The sequence below is a fragment of the Pandoraea soli genome (assembly GCF_902459595.1).
GTDB classification, from domain to species: domain Bacteria; phylum Pseudomonadota; class Gammaproteobacteria; order Burkholderiales; family Burkholderiaceae; genus Pandoraea; species Pandoraea cepalis.
In genome coordinates this window covers 316,695-335,569 of the sequence record NZ_CABPSG010000005.1, presented here as the reverse complement: position 1 = coordinate 335,569, position 18,875 = coordinate 316,695, and the positions used below count along the sequence as shown (strand labels likewise).

General features: G+C 63.2%; 21 protein-coding genes and 1 pseudogene. 14 read left to right on the top strand and 8 right to left on the bottom strand.

Annotation, left to right across the window (positions count from 1 at the left end):
• Positions 1 to 32: 32 nt before the first annotated feature.
• Positions 33 to 680 (top strand): flavin reductase family protein, encoded by a 648-nt coding sequence (locus PSO31014_RS11900; RefSeq protein WP_150551795.1) that lies wholly within the window; start codon positions 33 to 35, stop codon positions 678 to 680.
• Here the strand turns inward: PSO31014_RS11900 and PSO31014_RS11895 are convergent.
• On the bottom strand, positions 628 to 1,455 hold the full coding sequence (locus PSO31014_RS11895) for a helix-turn-helix transcriptional regulator (protein WP_174976480.1): 828 nt from the start codon (positions 1,453 to 1,455) through the stop codon (positions 628 to 630). The genes PSO31014_RS11900 and PSO31014_RS11895 overlap by 53 nt on opposite strands.
• A gap of 582 nt (positions 1,456 to 2,037) precedes the next feature.
• Here PSO31014_RS11895 and PSO31014_RS11890 point away from each other — a divergent pair.
• The 7 genes and pseudogenes from PSO31014_RS11890 to PSO31014_RS11865 all read left to right on the top strand — a co-directional run bounded on the left by PSO31014_RS11890 (position 2,038) and on the right by PSO31014_RS11865 (position 7,393).
• On the top strand, positions 2,038 to 2,511 hold the full coding sequence (locus PSO31014_RS11890; protein ID WP_017232690.1) for a DUF2244 domain-containing protein: 474 nt from the start codon (positions 2,038 to 2,040) through the stop codon (positions 2,509 to 2,511).
• 40 nt (positions 2,512 to 2,551) lie between these two features.
• Positions 2,552 to 3,769, top strand: a pseudogene (gene coxB / locus PSO31014_RS11885) (cytochrome c oxidase subunit II); the annotation flags it as partial.
• Between the two features lie 47 nt (positions 3,770 to 3,816).
• Complete coding sequence (ctaD, locus tag PSO31014_RS11880; RefSeq protein ID WP_150551793.1) at positions 3,817 to 5,409, top strand: cytochrome c oxidase subunit I; 1,593 nt, start codon at positions 3,817 to 3,819, stop codon at positions 5,407 to 5,409.
• 2 nt (positions 5,410 to 5,411) lie between these two features.
• Complete coding sequence (locus PSO31014_RS22510; protein ID WP_217424916.1) at positions 5,412 to 5,531, top strand: cytochrome oxidase small assembly protein; 120 nt, start codon at positions 5,412 to 5,414, stop codon at positions 5,529 to 5,531.
• Positions 5,532 to 5,628: 97 nt separating this feature from the next.
• A complete protein-coding gene (locus PSO31014_RS11875; RefSeq protein ID WP_425494872.1) occupies positions 5,629 to 6,279 on the top strand; it encodes a cytochrome c oxidase assembly protein in 651 nt (216 codons plus the stop codon).
• On the top strand, positions 6,272 to 6,493 hold the full coding sequence (locus PSO31014_RS11870) for a DUF2970 domain-containing protein (protein ID WP_017232685.1): 222 nt from the start codon (positions 6,272 to 6,274) through the stop codon (positions 6,491 to 6,493). The genes PSO31014_RS11875 and PSO31014_RS11870 overlap by 8 nt, the downstream gene beginning before the upstream one ends.
• Before the next feature lie 39 nt (positions 6,494 to 6,532).
• Positions 6,533 to 7,393 carry a cytochrome c oxidase subunit 3 gene (locus PSO31014_RS11865; protein ID WP_150551792.1) on the top strand — a complete coding sequence of 287 codons (861 nt, stop codon included), beginning with the start codon at positions 6,533 to 6,535 and terminating at the stop codon, positions 7,391 to 7,393.
• 226 nt (positions 7,394 to 7,619) lie between these two features.
• Here the strand turns inward: PSO31014_RS11865 and PSO31014_RS11860 are convergent, their stop codons facing one another.
• On the bottom strand, positions 7,620 to 7,823 hold the full coding sequence (locus PSO31014_RS11860; protein WP_026131724.1) for a twin transmembrane helix small protein: 204 nt from the start codon (positions 7,821 to 7,823) through the stop codon (positions 7,620 to 7,622).
• 138 nt (positions 7,824 to 7,961) lie between these two features.
• Between PSO31014_RS11860 and PSO31014_RS11855 the strand changes: the two genes are divergently transcribed.
• The 5 genes from PSO31014_RS11855 (at position 7,962) to PSO31014_RS11835 (ending at position 12,261) form a co-directional block, all read left to right on the top strand.
• On the top strand, positions 7,962 to 8,687 hold the full coding sequence (locus PSO31014_RS11855) for an SURF1 family protein (protein ID WP_150551853.1): 726 nt from the start codon (positions 7,962 to 7,964) through the stop codon (positions 8,685 to 8,687).
• A 7-nt stretch (positions 8,688 to 8,694) separates the two neighbouring features.
• Positions 8,695 to 9,327, top strand: a complete 633-nt coding sequence (locus PSO31014_RS11850; protein ID WP_174976478.1) for an SCO family protein — start codon at positions 8,695 to 8,697, stop codon at positions 9,325 to 9,327.
• A 76-nt stretch (positions 9,328 to 9,403) separates the two neighbouring features.
• A complete protein-coding gene (locus tag PSO31014_RS11845; RefSeq protein WP_150551791.1) occupies positions 9,404 to 10,588 on the top strand; it encodes a COX15/CtaA family protein in 1,185 nt (394 codons plus the stop codon).
• Between the two features lie 18 nt (positions 10,589 to 10,606).
• A complete protein-coding gene (gene cyoE / locus PSO31014_RS11840; protein ID WP_150551790.1) occupies positions 10,607 to 11,512 on the top strand; it encodes a heme o synthase in 906 nt (301 codons plus the stop codon).
• A 146-nt stretch (positions 11,513 to 11,658) separates the two neighbouring features.
• Positions 11,659 to 12,261, top strand: coding sequence for an SCO family protein (locus PSO31014_RS11835; protein ID WP_150551789.1), 603 nt, complete (start codon positions 11,659 to 11,661; stop codon positions 12,259 to 12,261).
• 121 nt (positions 12,262 to 12,382) lie between these two features.
• Here PSO31014_RS11835 and cydX read toward each other — a convergent pair whose 3' ends face one another.
• From cydX to rpoH, 5 genes are all read right to left on the bottom strand, one after another.
• Entirely contained in the window at positions 12,383 to 12,505 is a 123-nt protein-coding gene (gene cydX, locus PSO31014_RS11830) for a cytochrome bd-I oxidase subunit CydX (protein ID WP_017232677.1), read from the bottom strand.
• Between the two features lie 15 nt (positions 12,506 to 12,520).
• Positions 12,521 to 13,657, bottom strand: coding sequence for a cytochrome d ubiquinol oxidase subunit II (gene cydB / locus PSO31014_RS11825; protein WP_174976489.1), 1,137 nt, complete (start codon positions 13,655 to 13,657; stop codon positions 12,521 to 12,523).
• 27 nt (positions 13,658 to 13,684) lie between these two features.
• Positions 13,685 to 15,289, bottom strand: a complete 1,605-nt coding sequence (locus tag PSO31014_RS11820; protein ID WP_017232675.1) for a cytochrome ubiquinol oxidase subunit I — start codon at positions 15,287 to 15,289, stop codon at positions 13,685 to 13,687.
• Entirely contained in the window at positions 15,279 to 15,599 is a 321-nt protein-coding gene (gene cydP / locus PSO31014_RS11815; RefSeq protein ID WP_017232674.1) for a cytochrome oxidase putative small subunit CydP, read from the bottom strand. The genes PSO31014_RS11820 and cydP overlap by 11 nt, the downstream gene beginning before the upstream one ends.
• A gap of 381 nt (positions 15,600 to 15,980) precedes the next feature.
• On the bottom strand, positions 15,981 to 16,919 hold the full coding sequence (gene rpoH / locus PSO31014_RS11810; protein WP_150551787.1) for an RNA polymerase sigma factor RpoH: 939 nt from the start codon (positions 16,917 to 16,919) through the stop codon (positions 15,981 to 15,983).
• Between the two features lie 220 nt (positions 16,920 to 17,139).
• Between rpoH and PSO31014_RS11805 the strand changes: the two genes are divergently transcribed.
• Entirely contained in the window at positions 17,140 to 17,523 is a 384-nt protein-coding gene (locus PSO31014_RS11805) for a nuclear transport factor 2 family protein (RefSeq protein ID WP_017232672.1), read from the top strand.
• 201 nt (positions 17,524 to 17,724) lie between these two features.
• On the opposite strand, the gene ybiB is transcribed toward PSO31014_RS11805, so the two are convergent.
• Positions 17,725 to 18,681, bottom strand: coding sequence for a DNA-binding protein YbiB (ybiB, locus tag PSO31014_RS11800; protein WP_150551786.1), 957 nt, complete (start codon positions 18,679 to 18,681; stop codon positions 17,725 to 17,727).
• Between the last annotated feature and the right edge of the window lie 194 nt (positions 18,682 to 18,875).

The window sequence follows — 18,875 nt, the reverse complement described above, 5'->3', positions numbered from 1 at the left end:
GCAGGCGAGGGACGACAACCTTGGGAGACGACATGGAACTGGATCCGGAGACGCTCGACGAGGCAAGTCGCTACAACTTCATGATGAGTACGATTCTGCCGCGGCCCATTGCATGGGTGAGTACCGTCGACGCGCAAGGCCGGCCCAATCTGGCGCCCTATGCGTACTTCATGGGCGTGTGCTGTGTGCCGATGACGGTGCTGTTCTGCCCGGTGGTGCCGCCGGCGCCGACCCGAAAGAAGGACACGTTGCTCAACGTCGAGGCGGTGCCCGAGTTCGTCGTGAACGTGGCGAGCCTGTCGTGTATCGAGGCCGTGAACCTCTCGGCGGCGCCATTGCCTCCTGGCGAGTCTGAGTTTGCGCTGACCGGCATGACCCCGGTTGCCTCGTCGCGCGTGCGGCCGCCGCGTGTTCAGGAGGCTGGGGTCGCGTACGAATGCCAGGTCCGCGACATTATCGAGATCAGCGCCGCGCCGGGCGGCGGATGGGTCGTGCTCGGCACCGTCGTCGCGGTCCATGTCGACGACGCGTTGCTCGACCCCGTCACTCATCACGTGGATTTGCAGGCGCTCCGTCCCGTGGGGCGATTGGGCGGCGGCTCGTTCGTGAATGCCGCGAGCGACACCTTCACGTTGACGCGATACAAGACGCTCGCCGATCTTGCGGCGCGGAACCAATGACGGGCGATGCGCCGCCGGCGAAGTCGTCGAGCAGGCCGTAATCGCTCGCCAGCTTCGCTGCCCGATGGCGGCTCGAGACGTCGAACTTGCGCATGACGCTGCGCAGATGAAACACCACACCATGCTCGGACAGCGTGAGAATGCGCCCGATTTCCCACGAGGTCTTGCCGCGCGCCACCCACCGCAGGCACTCGCGCTCGCGCGGTGTCAGCACGGGGGCGCCATGATGCACGGCGTCGCGCTGCACGATGCGCCATACGGCTTCATGCACGTGCATTGCCAGCAACGCGCCGGCATGCGGCTTCCAGGCATGCGCGCCGAGTGCTCGCACGTAGCAAGGAGGCGGGCGGGTTGACGAGAGACTCAACATGCCCAACGCGCCCGACGGGGTGAATACCGGATACGTCACGCCGTAGCGCATGCCCGCGGCGCGCTGTTCACGAAGCAACCGCCGGGCGTCGGGCGATGTGTAGAGCGTCGGCGTCCATTCGACGGGGGTGAGTTGCCGGCTGGCGCACGTCAGCACAGGATCGACGGTCGCATAGCGTTGAGCGTCGTAGTGCGCTTGCCACGCATGCGGCAAGTTGCCGAGTCGCGGCGTTGCCCGTTTCCCGCCCGGCAGGGGGAAATGTCCGCGATAGCTGAAATAGCGGTGGCTGAGCGAGCCGCACAACGTTTGCAGCACGGCGCACAAGGCATCGAAGTCGGTGGCGGAGCGCAAGGCGCTCAGACCGTCGGCAAACGAGCGGGGAGTGACGCAACGCGTGGCACACATGGCATGGCGAGGTGGGGAACAGGCTTTGGTTTTAGCACGCGTTGTATCGTTGCGCGCATCGAGGGTCACCGAGGGACTCGCGCGCACCCGCCGTGTAGCGGTTGCGGCGCGCCATCTCAGGGCGCGACATAACGTCGCACGCGCCCCCGGGTGCCGCATCGACGGTTGACGGATATCGGACGAATCCCGCATCGCAGCGAAGGCGGCGGGGCGTGCGTCGCATTGCGCCATTTGCGTGACGGGCATTGGACGGGGTGGGGTGACGGTCGTCTGCGGAGGGGGCGCTTCAGGTAGTCAGGACACCGCAACGAGTCGTCGCGTTGTTGCAATGTGTCAAACCGATGACGCATAGGGAGTATCCCGTAGTCGCTTCGCCGTCGCGATTTCAGACTAGGGGAATAAACGGATTTCCCTTTTGCATCAATGAGTTCAGGAGAATGCTATGGCGCGCCAAATACTCCGTATCAATGTTGTCGCTTGGAGAAGGCGCGTTCTATAATGCGGCAGTTTGTCGCGGCCCGGACGCAGCAAGTTCCCGGCCGTCGGACATGAAAGACCCAAAATGCCCCACGGGTGACGGCGATGCTCGCAGCCTCTTCTTCCGATGCCGATTCGGTGACGAAGGAATGGAAGCACAAGCGCAACTGCGCGATATCGCCGCGCCAGTTTGTCCTGTTCTACCTGTCGTTGGCCGCCGTGTCGCTGGGTGTTGCCTTGATTGCGGCGTGGCGCGGTGGGTGGTTGGTCTTGCCGTTCACAGGCCTGGACTTGCTCGTGGTGGGCGTTGCGTTCGTCATTCATGCCCGGCATGCCACAGATTACGAGGTCATTCGGTTGTCGCCCGTGAGCCTTGTGGTCGAGCAACGTTCAGCACAGAGGTTGACGCAGTACGAGTTCAATCCCCGCTGGGTGCGCATCGACATCGAGAAGCCGCCGCGTTTGCGCATAGTCTTGCGCTCGGGTAGCCGCTCGGTCACTGTCGGTGCCTATCTTGCGCCGCATCGCCGCGAAACGTTTGCGCGCGAGCTGCGCCGTTGTCTTGCCCAACAGGCCTGAGAGATGGAGACAATCTCGGGCGACCGCCAGGGAGGTTTGGATGGTAATTTTGGGTAAGGAAGCTATGAAAAAAACGAAACACGCCTTGGCGGCCTTCCTTGCGGGCGCCTCGCTGCTCGCCTGCGTTCCGGCCCTGGCGGCGGTCACGGACATGCCCGGGGGGCCGGCCGTCAACGAACTCAACTTCCAGCCGCCGGTCACGAAACTCGCGCAAGAGCTTCACAGCCTGCACACCATGATGTTGATCATCTGCCTGGTGATCTTCCTCGGTGTGTTCGGCGTGATGTTCTACTCGATCTTCAAGCACCGCAAATCCAAGGGCCATCAAGCCGCGAATTTCCATGAAAGCACCACGGTCGAGGTGATCTGGACGGTCGTGCCGTTCATCATCGTGATTCTCATGGCGCTGCCCGCCACGAAGACCGTGGTCGCCATGAAAGACACCACCAACGCCGATCTCACGATCAAGGTTACCGGCTATCAGTGGAAATGGGGCTATGACTACCTCAAGGGCGACGGCGAGGGCATCAAGTTCCTCTCCACGCTCACCACGCCGCGCAGCCAGATCGACGGACAGGCGCCGAAGAGCAACACGTATCTGCAGGAAGTCGACAATCCGATGGTCGTGCCGGTCAACAAGAAGGTGCGTCTGATCACCACGGCCAACGACGTCATCCATTCGTTCTACGTACCGGCCTTCGGCATCAAGCAGGACGCGATTCCGGGCTTTGTGCGCGATACGTGGTTCAAGGCCGAAAAGGTCGGCGAGTATCGCGGCTTCTGCACCGAGCTGTGCGGCAAGGAGCACGCGTTCATGCCGGTCGTCGTGAAGGTTGTCTCGGAAGCGGATTACAACACATGGGTCGAGTCGCAGAAGAAGCTGATGGCCGCGTCGGCCGACGATCCGAACAAGACCTACACCGTGCAGGAGTTGATGGAGCGCGGCCAGAAGGTCTACGCGTCGAATTGCGCGGTGTGCCACCAGCCGAACGGCAAGGGCGGCGGCGCCTTCCCGGCGCTCGACGGCTCGAAGATCGCGAACGGTCCGGTGGCCGATCACATCAGCATCGTGCTGCATGGCAAGAATGCGATGCCTAACTGGTCGCATCTGAACGATGTGGAGCTTGCGTCCGTGATCACGTTCGAGCGCAACTCGTGGAGCAACAAGACCGGCGACATAATTCAGCCGGCACAGGTGCGCGAAGCGCGTGGCAATAAGTCGGCCAAGGCCGCAGGGGCTGCCGACGCTGGCGCAGCGAAGAACAGTTAAGTGCCGTTCGACCAGTTCGAGGAAGGAGATTGGGTATGAGTTCCATCGCTCACGATCACGTGGCGGGTCACGACGATCACGCGCACGACCATCCGCACGGGTGGCGTCGCTGGCTGTTCGCGACGAATCACAAGGACATCGGCACGATGTACATGATCTTCTCGTTCGTCATGCTGCTCTCGGGCGGCGTGATGGCGTTGATGATCCGTACGGAGTTGTTCGAACCGGGCCTGCAGTTCATTCGTCCGGAGTTCTTCAACCAGCTCACCACCATGCACGGGCTGGTGATGATTTTCGGCGCGATCATGCCGGCGTTCGTGGGGTTTGCGAACTGGATGATCCCGCTGCAGATCGGCGCGTCGGACATGGCCTTCGCGCGTATGAACAACTTCAGCTTCTGGCTGCTGCCGGTTGGCGGCCTGCTGCTGATTTCGTCGTTCCTCGTGCCGGGCGGGGCCACGGCAGCCGGCTGGACGATGTACGCGCCGCTGTCGGTGCAGATGGGGCCGGGCCAGGATATGGCGATCTTCGGTGCACACATTCTCGGTGCGTCCTCGATCATGGGGGCGATCAATATCATCGTGACCATCCTGAACATGCGCGCGCCGGGCATGACGCTGATGAAGATGCCGATGTTCGTGTGGACGTGGCTGATCACCGCCTATCTGCTCATCGCCGTGATGCCGGTGCTCGCCGGCGCGATCACGATGCTGCTCACGGACCGTCACTTCGGCACGTCGTTCTTCAACGCGGCGGGCGGCGGCGATCCGGTCATGTACCAGCACATCTTCTGGTTCTTCGGACACCCGGAGGTGTACATCATGATTCTGCCGGCGTTCGGGATCGTCTCGCAGGTGATTCCGGCGTTCTCGCGCAAGCCGCTGTTCGGCTATAGCTCGATGGTCTATGCCACGGCGTCGATCGCGATCCTGTCGTTCATGGTCTGGGCACACCACATGTTCGTGACGGGCATGCCGGTCACCGGTCAGCTCTTCTTCATGTACGCCACGATGCTGATCTCGGTGCCGACCGGCGTGAAGGTGTTCAACTGGGTTGCCACGATGTGGAAGGGCTCGCTCACGTTCGAGACGCCGATGCTCTTCGCCATCGGCTTCCTCTTCGTGTTCACGATGGGCGGCTTCACCGGCCTCATGCTCGCCATGGCGCCGCTCGATATCCAGATGCACGGTACTTACTACGTGGTGGCGCACTTCCACTACGTGCTCGTGGCCGGTTCGCTCTTTGCGCTCTTCTCAGGGTTCTATTACTGGGTGCCGAAGTGGACAGGCCACATGTACAACGAGTGGCGTGGCAAATTCCACTTCTGGGGCACGCTCATCTCGTTCAACGTGACGTTCTTCCCGATGCACTTCCTGGGGCTGGCCGGCATGCCGCGTCGCTATGCGGACTACCCGGCGCAGTTCACGGATTTCAACCAGGTGGCGACCATCGGCGCATTCGCCTTCGGCCTGATGCAGGTGTACTTCCTGTTCTTCGTGGCGCTGCCGACGTGGCGAGGTGGTCCGGCGGCCGAAGCGAAGCCGTGGGATGGTGCGGAGGGCCTCGAGTGGACCGTGCCGAGCCCGGCGCCGTTCCATACGTTCGAGACGCCGCCGAAGGTGCATTGATCATGGCTTCGACTCGCGAGCAACGCGCGAAGAACCTGCGCACGGGGCTGATCCTGGGCTCCGTCGTGCTGGTGTTCTTCTTTGGGGTGATGATCAAGGTCAAGCTGGTGGGCGGCATCTGATCCGGACGTCCCGTCGCACCGGCGGGACGCGCGGTAAGGGAAGGCGGTTCACGAGGGCATACGGCGGCACACGGCAACCGACGGCATCGGAGGACTGATGGCCGTCAAGCGGGGAACCGGCAAGGCGAATATGAGCGGTTTGCGACGAATCAATGTGCGCACCTTCAGCAAGTTGCTGCTGATGGTCGCGGTGATGTTTGGTTTCGGTTACGCCATGGTGCCGTTCTACCGGGCGTTCTGCAATCTGGTGGGTATCAACCAGTTGGGCGATCGCGCGACCGAGATCACCGCTCGCAATTCGCAGGTCGACGAAAGCCGCACGATCACCGTCGAGTTCGACGCCAATGCCCAGGGGCCGTTGCGCTTCAAGCCGGCGAAGAGCAGTCTGACGGTGCATCCGGGGCAGATCGCGACCATCGAGTACGAAGTGGCGAATCAGCAGTCGCATGAGGTGCGTGCACAGGCGATTCCGAGCTATGCACCGGCGCTGGCCGCGAGCTACTTCAAGAAGATCGAGTGCTTCTGCTTTACGCAGCAGACACTCAAGGCCGGAGAGGCCAAGGAATACCCGGTGGTCTTCGTGGTGGACACGAAGCTGCCCAAGGATGTGAATACGATCACGCTGTCCTATACTTTTTTCGATCTCGGCAAGAACGACGCCAGTCCGCGCGCGGATACCTCAACCGGTGCCCAGGCTGGCGAGTTGAACGCAGGACCGACGGGGGGAGGCAAGGGCAGCAATGGATGACTTGAAGGAGGCGACCCAGCGCAAGCTGTCATTCGTCCAGACCATCAAAGCCGTGTTCTGGTCGTTTTTCGGCGTGCGCAAGGGGCGTGATCACGACCGCGACATGGCGCAGCTCAACCCTGTGCATCTGATCGTCGCGGGGCTGATCGGAGGCATCCTGTTCGTCGTGGCGCTGGTATTGCTGGCGAAGCTCGCCATTCGGCTCGCGACGTGAGTGGCATCGACAAAGAGAACCAAGCCTGGAGAGATAAGAATGAGTGGTCAACACCAAACGGCGCCTTACTACTACGTACCGGCCCCGTCGCGCCATCCCGTGAGCTGCAGTGTCGGCCTGCTGGTGGTGCTCGGCTCGGCGGCCGCGTGGGTCAACGGACAACCGTGGGCCCCGTGGACGGCGCTGGCCGGCCTGCTGTGGGTACTGTGGGTGCTGCGTAGCTGGTTCGGCGACTCGATCGCCGAGTCCGAGGGCGGCCTGTACGGCAAGCGCATCGACGCGTCCTACCGCTGGGGCATGAGCTGGTTCATCTTCTCCGAGGTGATGTTCTTCGCGGCGTTCTTCGGCGCGCTGTTCTACGCTCGCACGCTGGCAATGCCGTGGCTTGGCGATCTCGACAACAAGCTGCTCTGGCCCGACTTCAGCGCCGTGTGGCCGAACGCTGGCCCTGCGGGTGTGGTGGACGCCTTCGAGACGATGGGCCCGTGGCCGATCCCCACGCTCAACACGGCACTGCTGCTGACCTCGGGCGTCACGCTGACGATCTCGCACCATGCCCTGCGCGCCAACCATCGCGCCAGTGCGATCTTCTGGCTGTTCGCCACCGTGGCGCTGGGCTTCACCTTCCTGGGCTTCCAGGCCTATGAATACCACCACGCCTATACCGAACTGAACCTGAAGCTGACCTCGGGTGTGTATGGCTCGACGTTCTTCCTGCTCACCGGCTTCCACGGCTTTCACGTGATGCTGGGCGCGATCATGCTAAGCGTCATGCTTGTGAGGCTGATGAAGGGACACTTCACGCCGGACCATCACTTTGGCTTCGAAGGCGCCGCGTGGTACTGGCACTTCGTCGACGTGGTCTGGCTGGGACTCTACGTCGTGGTCTACTGGCTCTGACGTCAAGACCCGCAATGGTATCGGGACGCCGCCGGATTCCGGCGGCGTTTCCATTTGCAGTGGGAGCGGCAAGTTCTCGGATGCGCGTGCAATGCGGCTTTATGTCGCACAGCGATCGCCGCGCCGGAAGCCATGTCGCCGCGCGACCACCGGTCGCATGACCCGGAGCGAACCCGGACGATAGACATGGGGTGCGGCGATTTGCCGCAGAGAAGCGGCGCGGGACTCAGTATCGTATGCCCGTGCTGTGAATCCATCCCATCCAGTTGGCGAACAGGATAAGCAGGAACAGCGTCACCGACAGGCCGACGCGCACCATGAGCGAATGCACGGTGCGATTCGATCCGCCCTTGTCCCGCATCATGAAAAACAATGCGGACGCCAGACTGCCGAGAATCAGGACGAAGGCGATGGCAACGATAATGCGCATGATGTGTCCGATGACAATGATGCGACATTATCGGGCAACGAACTCGCGCTGGCACGCTGCAATGCGGTGTGTTTGATCGCCCGCCTCCGTCGCGCTGCCAGACAAGGAATGGACGTGTTGAGAACCCTTTTACGCGGTATGCGCCCGGTGCCGGCGGTGTTGATACTGTTGGCCGTGGTGCTTACGGCGGCGCTTGGTGTGTGGCAATACGAGCGCGCCCAGATGCGTCTGGCGCGTCAGGCGCAGGTCGAGCAGGCCGAACACGCGCCGGTGCGCGTGCTGGGCACACAGACTTACACGCTCGGTGACGTGGCGAACCGGCGCGTGCGCGTCACCGGACGCTTCCTGCAGAACCGCGTGGTGTACCTGGACAATCGTCCCCGCAACGAACTGCCCGGCTTCTATGTGGTGATGGCGCTGCAGATCGCGCCGGATCACGTGGTGCTCGTCAATCGTGGATGGTTGCCGCGCGATTTGCGCGATCGCACGTCGATCATGCCGTACGCGACCCCGGCCGGTGACGTCACCATCGAAGGCCTGGCGCAGCCTGATCCGTCGCGTGCCTTCGAGTTGGGGAAAGGCGGTTCTGCGGCGGGGATGCCGATTCGCCAGAATCTCGACGTGGCGGATTACGCGCGCGAAACGGCGCTGCCGCTGCAGCCGTTCGTGATCATGCAGACGAACGACACGGGCGATCATCTGTTGCGCGACTGGCCTGCGCCGGCCAGCGGGGCGGATCGCAACTACGGGTATATGGCGCAGTGGGCCGGCATGTCGCTGGTGCTCGCGCTGCTGGGCTTGCGTCTGGCGTATCGGCGAGGACGCCGGCTGGCGGCGGCCCCCGACAACTTCAAGCGGGCATGAGGCGAGCATGAGTACAGAGGTGAATCCCGGGCACGCCGACGGCCCCGCCATCGACCCGGCGCAGCGACGCCGCGCACGGCGTATGTTGGTGCTGCTGTTCGTCGTGTGTGCGGCGCCGGCGGTGGCGGCGTATCTGATGTATTACGTGTTCAAGCCACAGGGCGGCACGTCGGCCTACGGCAAGTTGATCGAGCCGCAGCGGCCGCTGCCCGCGCTGGTGGTGCGTGACGACGAGACCGGGCAGACGCTGCCCCTGTCGTCGCTCAAGGGCAAGTGGCTGATGATCAGCGCGGACACCGCCGCTTGCGACGAGAATTGCGTGAGCAAGCTTTTCTACATGCGGCAGATCCGCGTGTTGCAAGGCAATGAACGCACTCGAGTGGAAACGCTGTGGCTGGTGACGGACGCCGCTGCCGTGCCGGAGAAGGTCGACGGCGCGTATCCGGACACGCGACGTCTGCGTGCCGATCCGGCCGCGCTGGCGGCATGGCTGCCAACGCAGGACGGTAGCAGCCTGCGCGACCACATCTATCTGGTCGATCCGCTGGGCAACCTGATGATGGCGTTCCCGAAGCACGCCGACCCGAGCAAGATCAAGAGCGACCTGTCTCGTCTGCTCAAGTGGTCGGGAACGGGTTGAGGGGCGCGACCCGGCAACCGCAACGAGACCGCGTGCAATGACGCACCGGACATGACGAAGACCTGACGTAAAACCGATGCTTTACCTTCTGGAACTGGGCTTTATCGGCCTGTGTATCGCGGTGCTGCCGCTCGGCTGGGTGCTGTTGCGCCGCGACGCGAACAAATACCGCAAACTGGCCTGGGTGACGACCTTTCTCACACTCGACCTGATCATGTTCGGCGGCTTTACGCGGCTCACCGATTCGGGGCTCGGGTGTCCGGATTGGCCGGGCTGCTACGGCACGTCGTCGCCGTTCGCTGCCCATGCGGACATTCATGCCGCGCAGTTGCTGCTGCCGAGCGGCCCGGTGACGTTCGTCAAGGCGTGGATCGAGATGGTTCATCGCTACTTCGCCATGGCCGTGGGCGTGCTCATCATTGCGCTGATGGTGACGGCCTGGGTGAAGCGGCGCGAACTGAAGCAGTCGCCCTGGCTCGCCACCTGGCTGTTCGTGCTCGTTTGCGTGCAGGGTGCGTTCGGCGCCTGGACCGTCACGATGAAGCTTCAGCCGGTGATCGTCTCGACCCACTTGATGTTGGCGCTCACTTTATTGGGGTCGCTCGTTTGGTTGGCGTCGCGCCAGATGCCGCTCGCCAGCGTGGCGGCCGATCCCGGTGCGCTGCGCTGGCGCTGGGCCGCGCTCTTCGGGTTGGTGTTGCTGGTGTTCCAGATCGCGCTCGGCGGATGGGTGAGCACCAACTACGCGGTGCTCGCCTGTACCGATTTTCCGACGTGTCAGGGCCAGTGGGTGCCGCCGATGGATTTCCATAACGGCTTCAGGCTCTGGCGCGCGCTGGGGAAAACGGCCGGTGGCGAGGTGATTCCCATGGACGCGCTGGTCGCGATTCATTGGGTGCATCGGACATTCGCGGTGGTGGTGGTGGCTTACCTGGCTTGGCTTGCGAGCCGGCTGCGACGTCATGCCGCGCTCAGAATGCCCTCGATCCTGATGTTGATCCTGGTGTTCGTGCAATTCGCGACCGGCTTGTCGAACATCGTTTTCCAATGGCCGCTGCTCAACGCCATCGCCCACAACGGCGGGGCGGCGATCCTGCTGCTGTTGCTCGTTATGTTAAACTTCCGCATCCGCGCCGCCAAAACGGCGTCCATGGCGGCCCGCCCGAGCGATCAGGCAGACCTTCCGGCCCGCCAAAAGCCTCTCCCAGCAGCGCAGCCGGCTGCCGCACCACTCGCCGGCGCCCCGACTGGCTCGGCGTAGCGCATTGCCTCTGAGTGTATGAAAAGCACGACCCTTCCCCATCCGCCAGCGAGCCGTATCGCACAATACTGGGCATTGACCAAGCCCCGTGTGACGCAGCTCGCCGTGTTCTGCGCCGTGATCGGCATGTTCCTGTCCACGCGGGGCATGGTGCCGCTGCAGGTGCTGATCGGCGGCACCCTCGGTATCTGGCTTCTGGCCGGATCCGCCTTCGCCGTGAATTGCCTGATCGAGCAACGCGTCGACGCGCTGATGCGCCGCACGGCGTGGCGACCATCCGCCCGTGGCGAGATCGCGCCGTGGCAGATCATCGTCTTCTCGACGATCCTCGGCGCAGCCGGCATGGCGGTGCTCTATACGTTCACCAATGCGCTGACGATGTGGCTCACGTTGGCCACGTTCGTCGGCTATGCGCTGATCTATACCATCGTCCTCAAGCCGTCCACACCGCAGAACATCGTGATCGGCGGCGCGTCGGGGGCCATGCCGCCGGCGCTCGGCTGGGCCGCGGCCACCGGCGCCGTGCCGGCGGATGCCTGGATACTGGTGCTCATCATCTTCGTCTGGACGCCGCCGCATTTCTGGGCGCTCGCGCTCTATCGCCGTCAGGATTACGTGAATTCGGGGCTGCCCATGCTGCCGAACACGCACGGCGAGAAATACACGCGTCTGCAAATCCTGCTCTACAGCGTAGTGCTGTTCGCGGTGTCCCTGCTGCCGTTCGCGCATCGCATGAGCGGCTACGTCTACCTGGTGTCGGCGGTCGTGCTCTCGGGCATCTTCCTTGGCTACGCGATCAAGCTGTGGCGCCACTATTCCGATGCGCTCTCGCGCTCGATGTTCCGCTACTCGATCGTCTACCTGTCGCTGCTGTTCGCCGCACTGCTGGTGGATCATTACGTTCAGATCTTCCTGCTGGGCTAAGCCCTTGCCGTTGCAGCTGCAGTCACGGGTGCGTGGTCCGCAGTCGTTCGAGTCACGATGACAGGCGCGTTACGGTATTCCTGGCCGGCGCGCCTGTTGTCTTTGCGCGAGGCATTTTATTCCTCCGTTTTTTGGGGCATTCGTTCATGAATCTGGCTGTCATCTGGTTGCGTCGCGCGATGTTGCTGATGGGACTCACCGTGCTGCTCGCCGCCTGCGGCAAAGACGGCCCGACGTTCCAGAGTCTCGATATCACCGGCAACAAGGCGTTTGCGCAAAACTTCTCGTTGCAGGATCCGCAGGGCAAGACGCGTACGCTCGCCGACTATAAGGGCAAGGCGGTGGTGATGTTCTTCGGCTATACACATTGCCCCGATGTCTGCCCGACCACGATGGCGCAGCTCAATCAGGTCATGCAGAAGCTCGGCCCGGACGCGCAACGCGTGCAGGTCGTGTTCGTGACCGTCGATCCGCAGCGCGATACGCCGGAACTGATGGCTCAGTATGCGCCTGCGTTCAACCCGACGTTCGTGGGGCTGCGTCCGGCCGACGACGCGGCGCTCAAGGCCGTCACCCAGTCGTTCCGCGTCGTGGTGAACAAGGTGGAAGGCTCCACGCCAACCAACTACACCATCGACCATACCGCCGGCATCTATGTTTTCGACCCGAGCGGCCAGTTGCGCCTGTTCATGCGTCCCGACGAGTCGGTCGATGCGATGGCCAAGGATCTGCAGACGCTGCTGAGCTGAGTTGGCATCGCGCGATGCCGGCCTGCGCATGGAATCGCGCCGGTCGACATGAAGCACAAAAAAATCGCGCCCCTCGGGGCGCGATTTTCATTTCTGCCGACCATGTCCCGAACGGATGCGCTCAGGGGCCATTGCCTTCCTGACTGCGGCGTTCGAGGTCGTCATGCGCTTCGAACCACATCACATTGATGATGCCGAACGCGAGCGCGAGGCCGAGGCCGAGAATCCAAGAGAAGTACCACATGTCGCGACTCCTTGATCAATACATCGTGTGCGGGTTGTCGTTGACCGTCTCGATCGTCACGCGTCCACGAATCACGCGATACACCCAGCCGGTATAGAGCAGGACGACGGGCAGGAAGACGACGACGGCGATGAGCATGATTTGCAGCGTGAGCTGACTCGAGGTGGCGTCCCAGACCGTCAGGCTGTTGCCGGGTACCGTGGCCGAGGGCATCACGAACGGGAACATCGAGAAGCCCGCGGTGAGAATGATGCCGGCCATCATCAGTCCGGTGACGACGAACGTCCACGCGTAGGCCCGGCTGTTCGCCAGCAAGGCCGCGAGCAGGGCGCACAGACAGGCAACGACCGGTGCCGCGATCATCCACGGGTAGGTCTGATAGTTCGTGAGCCAGAGGCCGGGGCCCGTCGTGACCTGCTTCAGGAGCGGGTTGGCCGGCGAGTCGGTCGCGGCCATCTTCGTGATGGCGAAGCCGTCGATGTGCGTGGCGACGAGCACGCCCGCCACGAGGAACAGCAGCAGCGTGCCCAGCGCGGTGAGGCGCATGATGCGTCCGGCGCGTTCGGCCACGATCGGATCGGCCTTCATGCGCAGATGGGCCGCGCCGTGCGTGAGCAACATGAGCAGGCTCACCAACCCGCACAGCAGCGCGAACGGATTGAGCAGCGCCCAGAACGAGCCGGTGTACGTGGAGCGCATGGTGTCGTCGAACGAGAACGGCAGGCCGAGCAGCAAGTTACCGAAGGCCACCCCGAACACCAGCGACGGCACCACACTGCCGGCGAACAGCGCCCAGTCCCACGAATTGCGCCAGCGTGCGCTCGGCAGCTTGTTGCGGTAGTCGAAGCCGACCGGCCGCAGGAACAACGCGAAAAGCACGAGCAGCAGCGCCCAGTACAAGCCCGAGAACGCCGCCGCGTAGACGAGCGGCCAGGCGGCGAACATGGCGCCGCCCGCCGTCACGAACCAGACCTGGTTGCCTTCCCAGGTCGGCGCGACCGTATTGATGATGACGCGGCGCTCCGCGTCGGTCTTGCCCAGGAAGGGCAGCAGCGTGGCCGTGCCCATGTCGAAGCCGTCGAAGAAGGCGAAGCCGATCAGCAGAACGCCGATGAGCACCCACCAGACCAGCTTGAGTACGGTGTAATCGATCATCATGATGTGGTGTCTCCCTGACGATCAGACCGAAGCCGTCGGACGCTTGCCAACCATGGCCGCGCCGTCGGTCCCTTCGGTCTCGAAGTGATAGCGGCCGGTGTGCAACGACGACGGGCCGAGCTTGACGTACTTCACCATCAGGAACATTTCGACGATGAGCAACGCGGTGTAGAAGATGATGAAGCCCGCGAGGCTCAGGTACAGGTCGGTTGCCGAGAGCGACGAGACCGAAAGGTGGGTCGGCAGCACGCCGGCGATGGTCCACGGCTGACGCCCCATCTCGGCGACGATCCACCCGAATTCGATCGCGATCCACGGCAGCGGAATCGCCCACACCGTCCAGCGCAGGAACCACGCCGAGCGAGGCTTGAGCAGACGACGGCGTGCGCACAGCCAGAACGCCCAGAGGAACGTGAACAGGAACAGGAAGCCCAGCGCGACCATGACGCGGAACGACCAGAACACGGGCGCGACCGCCGGAATCGTATCGTTGGCCGCCAGGCGGATCTGCTCAGGCGTGGCGTCGACGACGTTCGGCGTGTACTTCTTGAGCAGCAGACCGTAGCCGAGATCGTCCTTGTATTTGTCGAACTCGGCGTGCATGGCCGGCGACGTGTCGCCGCCGCGCAGCTTCTCGAGGGCCGCGAAGGCGAGCATGCCGCGCCGGATGTTCTCCTCGTGTTCGTCGCGTAATTGCGTGAGGCCGATCACCGGCGTGTCGATCGAGCGCGTGGCGATCAGGCCCATGGCCCAGGGAATCTTCACCGCATAGTCCGTGCGCGCTTCCTTCTGGTTCGGGAAGCCGAACAGCGTGAACGATGCAGGCGGCTTGGCCGTCTCCCATTCTGCTTCGATGGCGGCGAGCTTGACCTTCTGCACTTCGCCCGTGGTGTAGCCCGATTCGTCGCCCAGCACGATGACCGACAGCGTCGAGGCCAGACCGAAGCCGGCCGCGACGGCGAATGAGCGCAGCGCGAACGGCACGTCACGGCGCTTGAGCAGGTACCAGGCCGAAATGCCGAGCACGAACATGGCGGCGGTGACGTAGCCGGCCGAGAGCGTGTGCACGAACTTCACCTGGGCCACGGGGTTGAAGATCACGTCCCAGATGCTGGTCAACTCCATGCGCATGGTCTCGTAGTTGAAGTGCGCGCCGACCGGATTGTTCATCCAGCCGTTGGCCACGAGAATCCACAACGCCGAGAGGTTCGAGCCCAGTGCCACCGCGAACGTGGTGGCCAGGTGGCCGATGCGCGAGAGCTTGTTCCAGCCGAAGAAGAACAGACCGACGAACGTGGCTTCGAGGAAGAACGCCATCAGGCCTTCAATCGCGAGCGGCACGCCGAAGATATCGCCCACGTAATGCGAGTAGTACGCCCAGTTGGTGCCGAACTGGAATTCGAGCGTGAGACCGGTGGTTACGCCCATCGCGAAGTTGATCAGAAAGAGCTTGCCCCAGAACTGGGTCATGTCCTTGTAGATCGGCTTGCCGGTCATGACGTAGACCGATTCCATGATGACAAGCAGCCACGACAGGCCCAGGGTGAGCGGGACAAACAGGAAGTGATACAACGCCGTTATGGCGAACTGCAGGCGCGAGAGGTCAACGACTTCGCTACTGATCATGGCGGACACCTTGACTTGGGGTGGGGGATGGCGCTTCGACGGCTTGCGGCCCGATCAGGGCGCGCGCCACGACATCCGGCGGCAATTGCATGTGCTTGGCCATCGGGGCGTCGAAGAACGCGTGCTTCAGGATGAAAAGGAGTGCTACCTTGATCGCGAGGACGATCAGGATTTCGAACATGAAGCGGGACGGGCGGTTGCGCCAGCGCTGCATCGCCCAGGCACGCAGGGCGGCGATGGCGGGACGCGACGCCGCGACAGGCGCGGCCGTGGCGGGAGGCTTCAGACTGCTAGGAGAGTGGGTGTCCATCCGTGACGGCTCCTGGCGTCGAAAGTCGTTGTGTCGAAAACCGCGTCGACTTTCGCCGCATTTTGCCTCATCGCTTGAAAATGTCAAACCGCGGCGTGGGGGGCGGAAGACACGCCGATGACGCCGGTTCGATGCGGATTCGAAACACGGGTCCGGCGCAGCGAACGGCCCCCGGGCCGTCCTTCGCACGTAGCATGGCCACGTACGAATTCATTCTATCGACCGCGCTCGCCGGCGACCTTGCGATGCATCAAGTTCGACGCAAATGTCGCGTGAACTTTCGAAGTCCAATAAAAAAACCCCGTGGATCTCACGGGGTTTCGGTGTCGGCGATGTCGTGTGGCAACGTGAAGCATCGCCATCGACAATCCGATCGAGGTGTTACGCAGAGGCTTGCAGCGCGCCCTTCATCTTCTTCATCGCGGCGACTTCGATCTGACGGATACGCTCGGCGGACACGCCGAATTCGTCTGCCAGCTCGTGAAGTGTGGCGCCGCCACTGCCGTCGTCGGCCACCGACAGCCAGCGCGCTTCGATGATGCGGCGGCTGCGTGCGTCGAGACGGCCGAGGGCCGTTTGCAGGCCATCGCTTTGCAGACGGTCGCGCTCGCGTGCGGCGATCACGGCGGTCGGCTCCTGGTGCGAGTCGGCCAGATAGGCGATGGGAGCGAAGCTTGCGCTGTCGCTGTCGTCACTATGCCCTTCGAGGGCGATATCGCCGCCCGACATGCGCGTTTCCATCTCGATGACGTCTTCGCGCTTGACGTTCAGATCGCGGGCGACCTGATCGATCTCGTCCGGCGTGAACGCCTGCAAGCCTTGCTTCTGGCTGCGCAGATTGAAGAACAGCTTGCGCTGGGCCTTGGTCGTCGCGACCTTGACCGTGCGCCAGTTGCGCAGCACGTACTCGTGAATCTCGGCCTTGATCCAGTGCATGGCGTACGACACGAGTCGCACCCCCTGGGTCGGATCGAAGCGCTTGACGGCTTTCATCAGGCCGATGTTGCCTTCCTGGATCAGGTCAGCGTGCGGCAGACCGTAGCCGAGGTAGTTACGCGCGATCGACACCACCAGGCGCAGGTGCGAGAGCACGAGCTGACGGGCGGCTTCGAGGTCGTCGTTCTCACGCAGACGCTTGGCAAGCGACTGTTCTTCCTCGGCGGTAAGCAGCGGAATACGGTGGACGGCTTGAATATAGCTTTCGATATTGCCCAGACTGCCCGGCAGCATCAATGCAGACGGGGCAAACGCAAGGGCACGCGAAGTCGGCGCCGTGCCGGTGGCCGGCGTCGTCGGATGCAAAGTGGCGGCAGTACTCAAGTGGCAGACTCCTGGTTAGCCTCTGGAAAACATTTTAGCACTCTCTTCGAATGAGTGCTAAAGACGTTAGAACCCTTACCGGGTGGGAAGTTTCCGCAATCTCGGGGTTTTCCAGCACCCCCCATCTAACGGGGAAAGTCACTGGCGCAAACGTCACGCGGATGGTGTAAATTGCAACCCAAGCCGCGCGCGTTTGGGGCGAAGACGACGGGAGGTCGACATGGCGGAGAAGCAAATTGACGCGGTACGCGAACGCGAGTCGGCGCGCTTTGACGCAATGGTCGAAGGGGACGTCGAACAACTCGACGCCCTCTTGGCCGACGGCCTCCACTACGTCCATTCGAACGGCAAACGCGAAAGCAAGCGCGAATTTCTCGACGCGCTCACGTCGGGCCGCCGCCGTTACCTCGACATCGATATTCGCGCGCAGGAACTGCGCCAGTTCGGCGACACCGTGGTCGTCACGGGCAAGCTGAAGGTCGAACTGGAAACTGCCACCGGCTCGCTTGAGTCGCAAATGGCTTATACGGCGGTGCACGTGCTCGAAGCCAACGAATGGCACCTCATCTCGTGGCAAGCGACCCGCATGGCGTCGACCGACTGAATCGACCGTATTTCGTCAGGCCGATCGGGCCGCGCGCTCCCCCGGCGCTCGCTGGATATGCGTCCCAAAACAGCATATTTGACTAATTTCGGAATGAAATGTTCCGAAAATTATTGAGAATTCCCGGGGGCGGGGCGTCGAAATCCAGGGGATTGCCTCGCCGTTGCGCTCGAGCGTCGCTTGCGCGCGTGCGCCTTCTTTCTATTGGATGCGTCCCAGTGCCTGACGAATCACCTCGACTTGCCGGGCGATCGGCGCGGGCACGGCAACGGTGCCGGCCAGCACGGCTTCAATCCACTGCGCGGTTGCGGGTGCGTCGGCCGCCGGGAGCCTCGGCGGCGTGCCCGTCGCACCGTCTTCCGCTTCCTGCCATAGCTGGTAAGCCCCGTCCGAAAAGCCGTCGATGGCGGCCTGGCGGCGGGCATCCGCGACCGGTTCGCCTTCCGTGCCACGCGCGAGCAGCACGCCCGGCGCCGCACTGTTGGCCGCGTCGGCAAACATCTCACTGAGCGTTTCTCGATATTCCGGGTGCGTGTAATTCACGAGCCGCAACGCGGGACCGGCAAACGGTTGCAACAACTTCACCACGGTGTGGCCGGAGTTGCGAACACCCAGCGCCGAACGCATCTCCAGCAGTCGCTCCAGCGCGGGGGAAAGCGCCGCAATCGGCAGATAGGCGACACGATGCGTTCGCAGTGCCGCCTCCACCTCGGCCGCGGATTGACAGGCGGCGTGACCCAGCGCGGCAAAGATCGCCTGGGAGCCCACGCGATTGGCGCCGCTGTGATGCTGACCGTGCACGAGTACCGGAATCCCCTCGCGGGCAAGCAGCAGGGCAAGCAGCGGCGTGAGGTTCGGTTGCTTGCGCGCGCCGTTGTAACTGGGCAGCAGCACCGGCGGCGGGGCGTCGGTGGGGGAGATAAGGGGCGTAAACGTCGCGTGAGCGGCGTCGAGCATCGCGCGCAGTTCGACCGGCGTTTCCCCCTTGATACGATAGGCGATCAGAACCCCGCCCAGCTCCGCCGGGGCCACGCGGCCGGCGAGGATGGCGTCGAACAGGGTGCGCGTTTCGTCGGCGTTGAGTGCCCGTGCGCCTTTCGCCCCGCGAGCGATGATTTTGAGCAGCGGTGCACAGGCGAAGGGAGCGGCAGAGGTCATGGCGCGTGGGTGTTGGGGTCGCAGGGGCGGTGCAGGGGACGGGCGAGCCGCTGTGATCCTGCCGCCGGATATCCATCCATCATACGCAATCAAGTGTCATCGGGGCCAGCGCTTGAAGTACCATTTCGTGTTCAGACGCGGCCCCTGAGGCTTGACGCCGGCGCCGCGCCTTCCCCAATTTCGCCTCCGAGGTC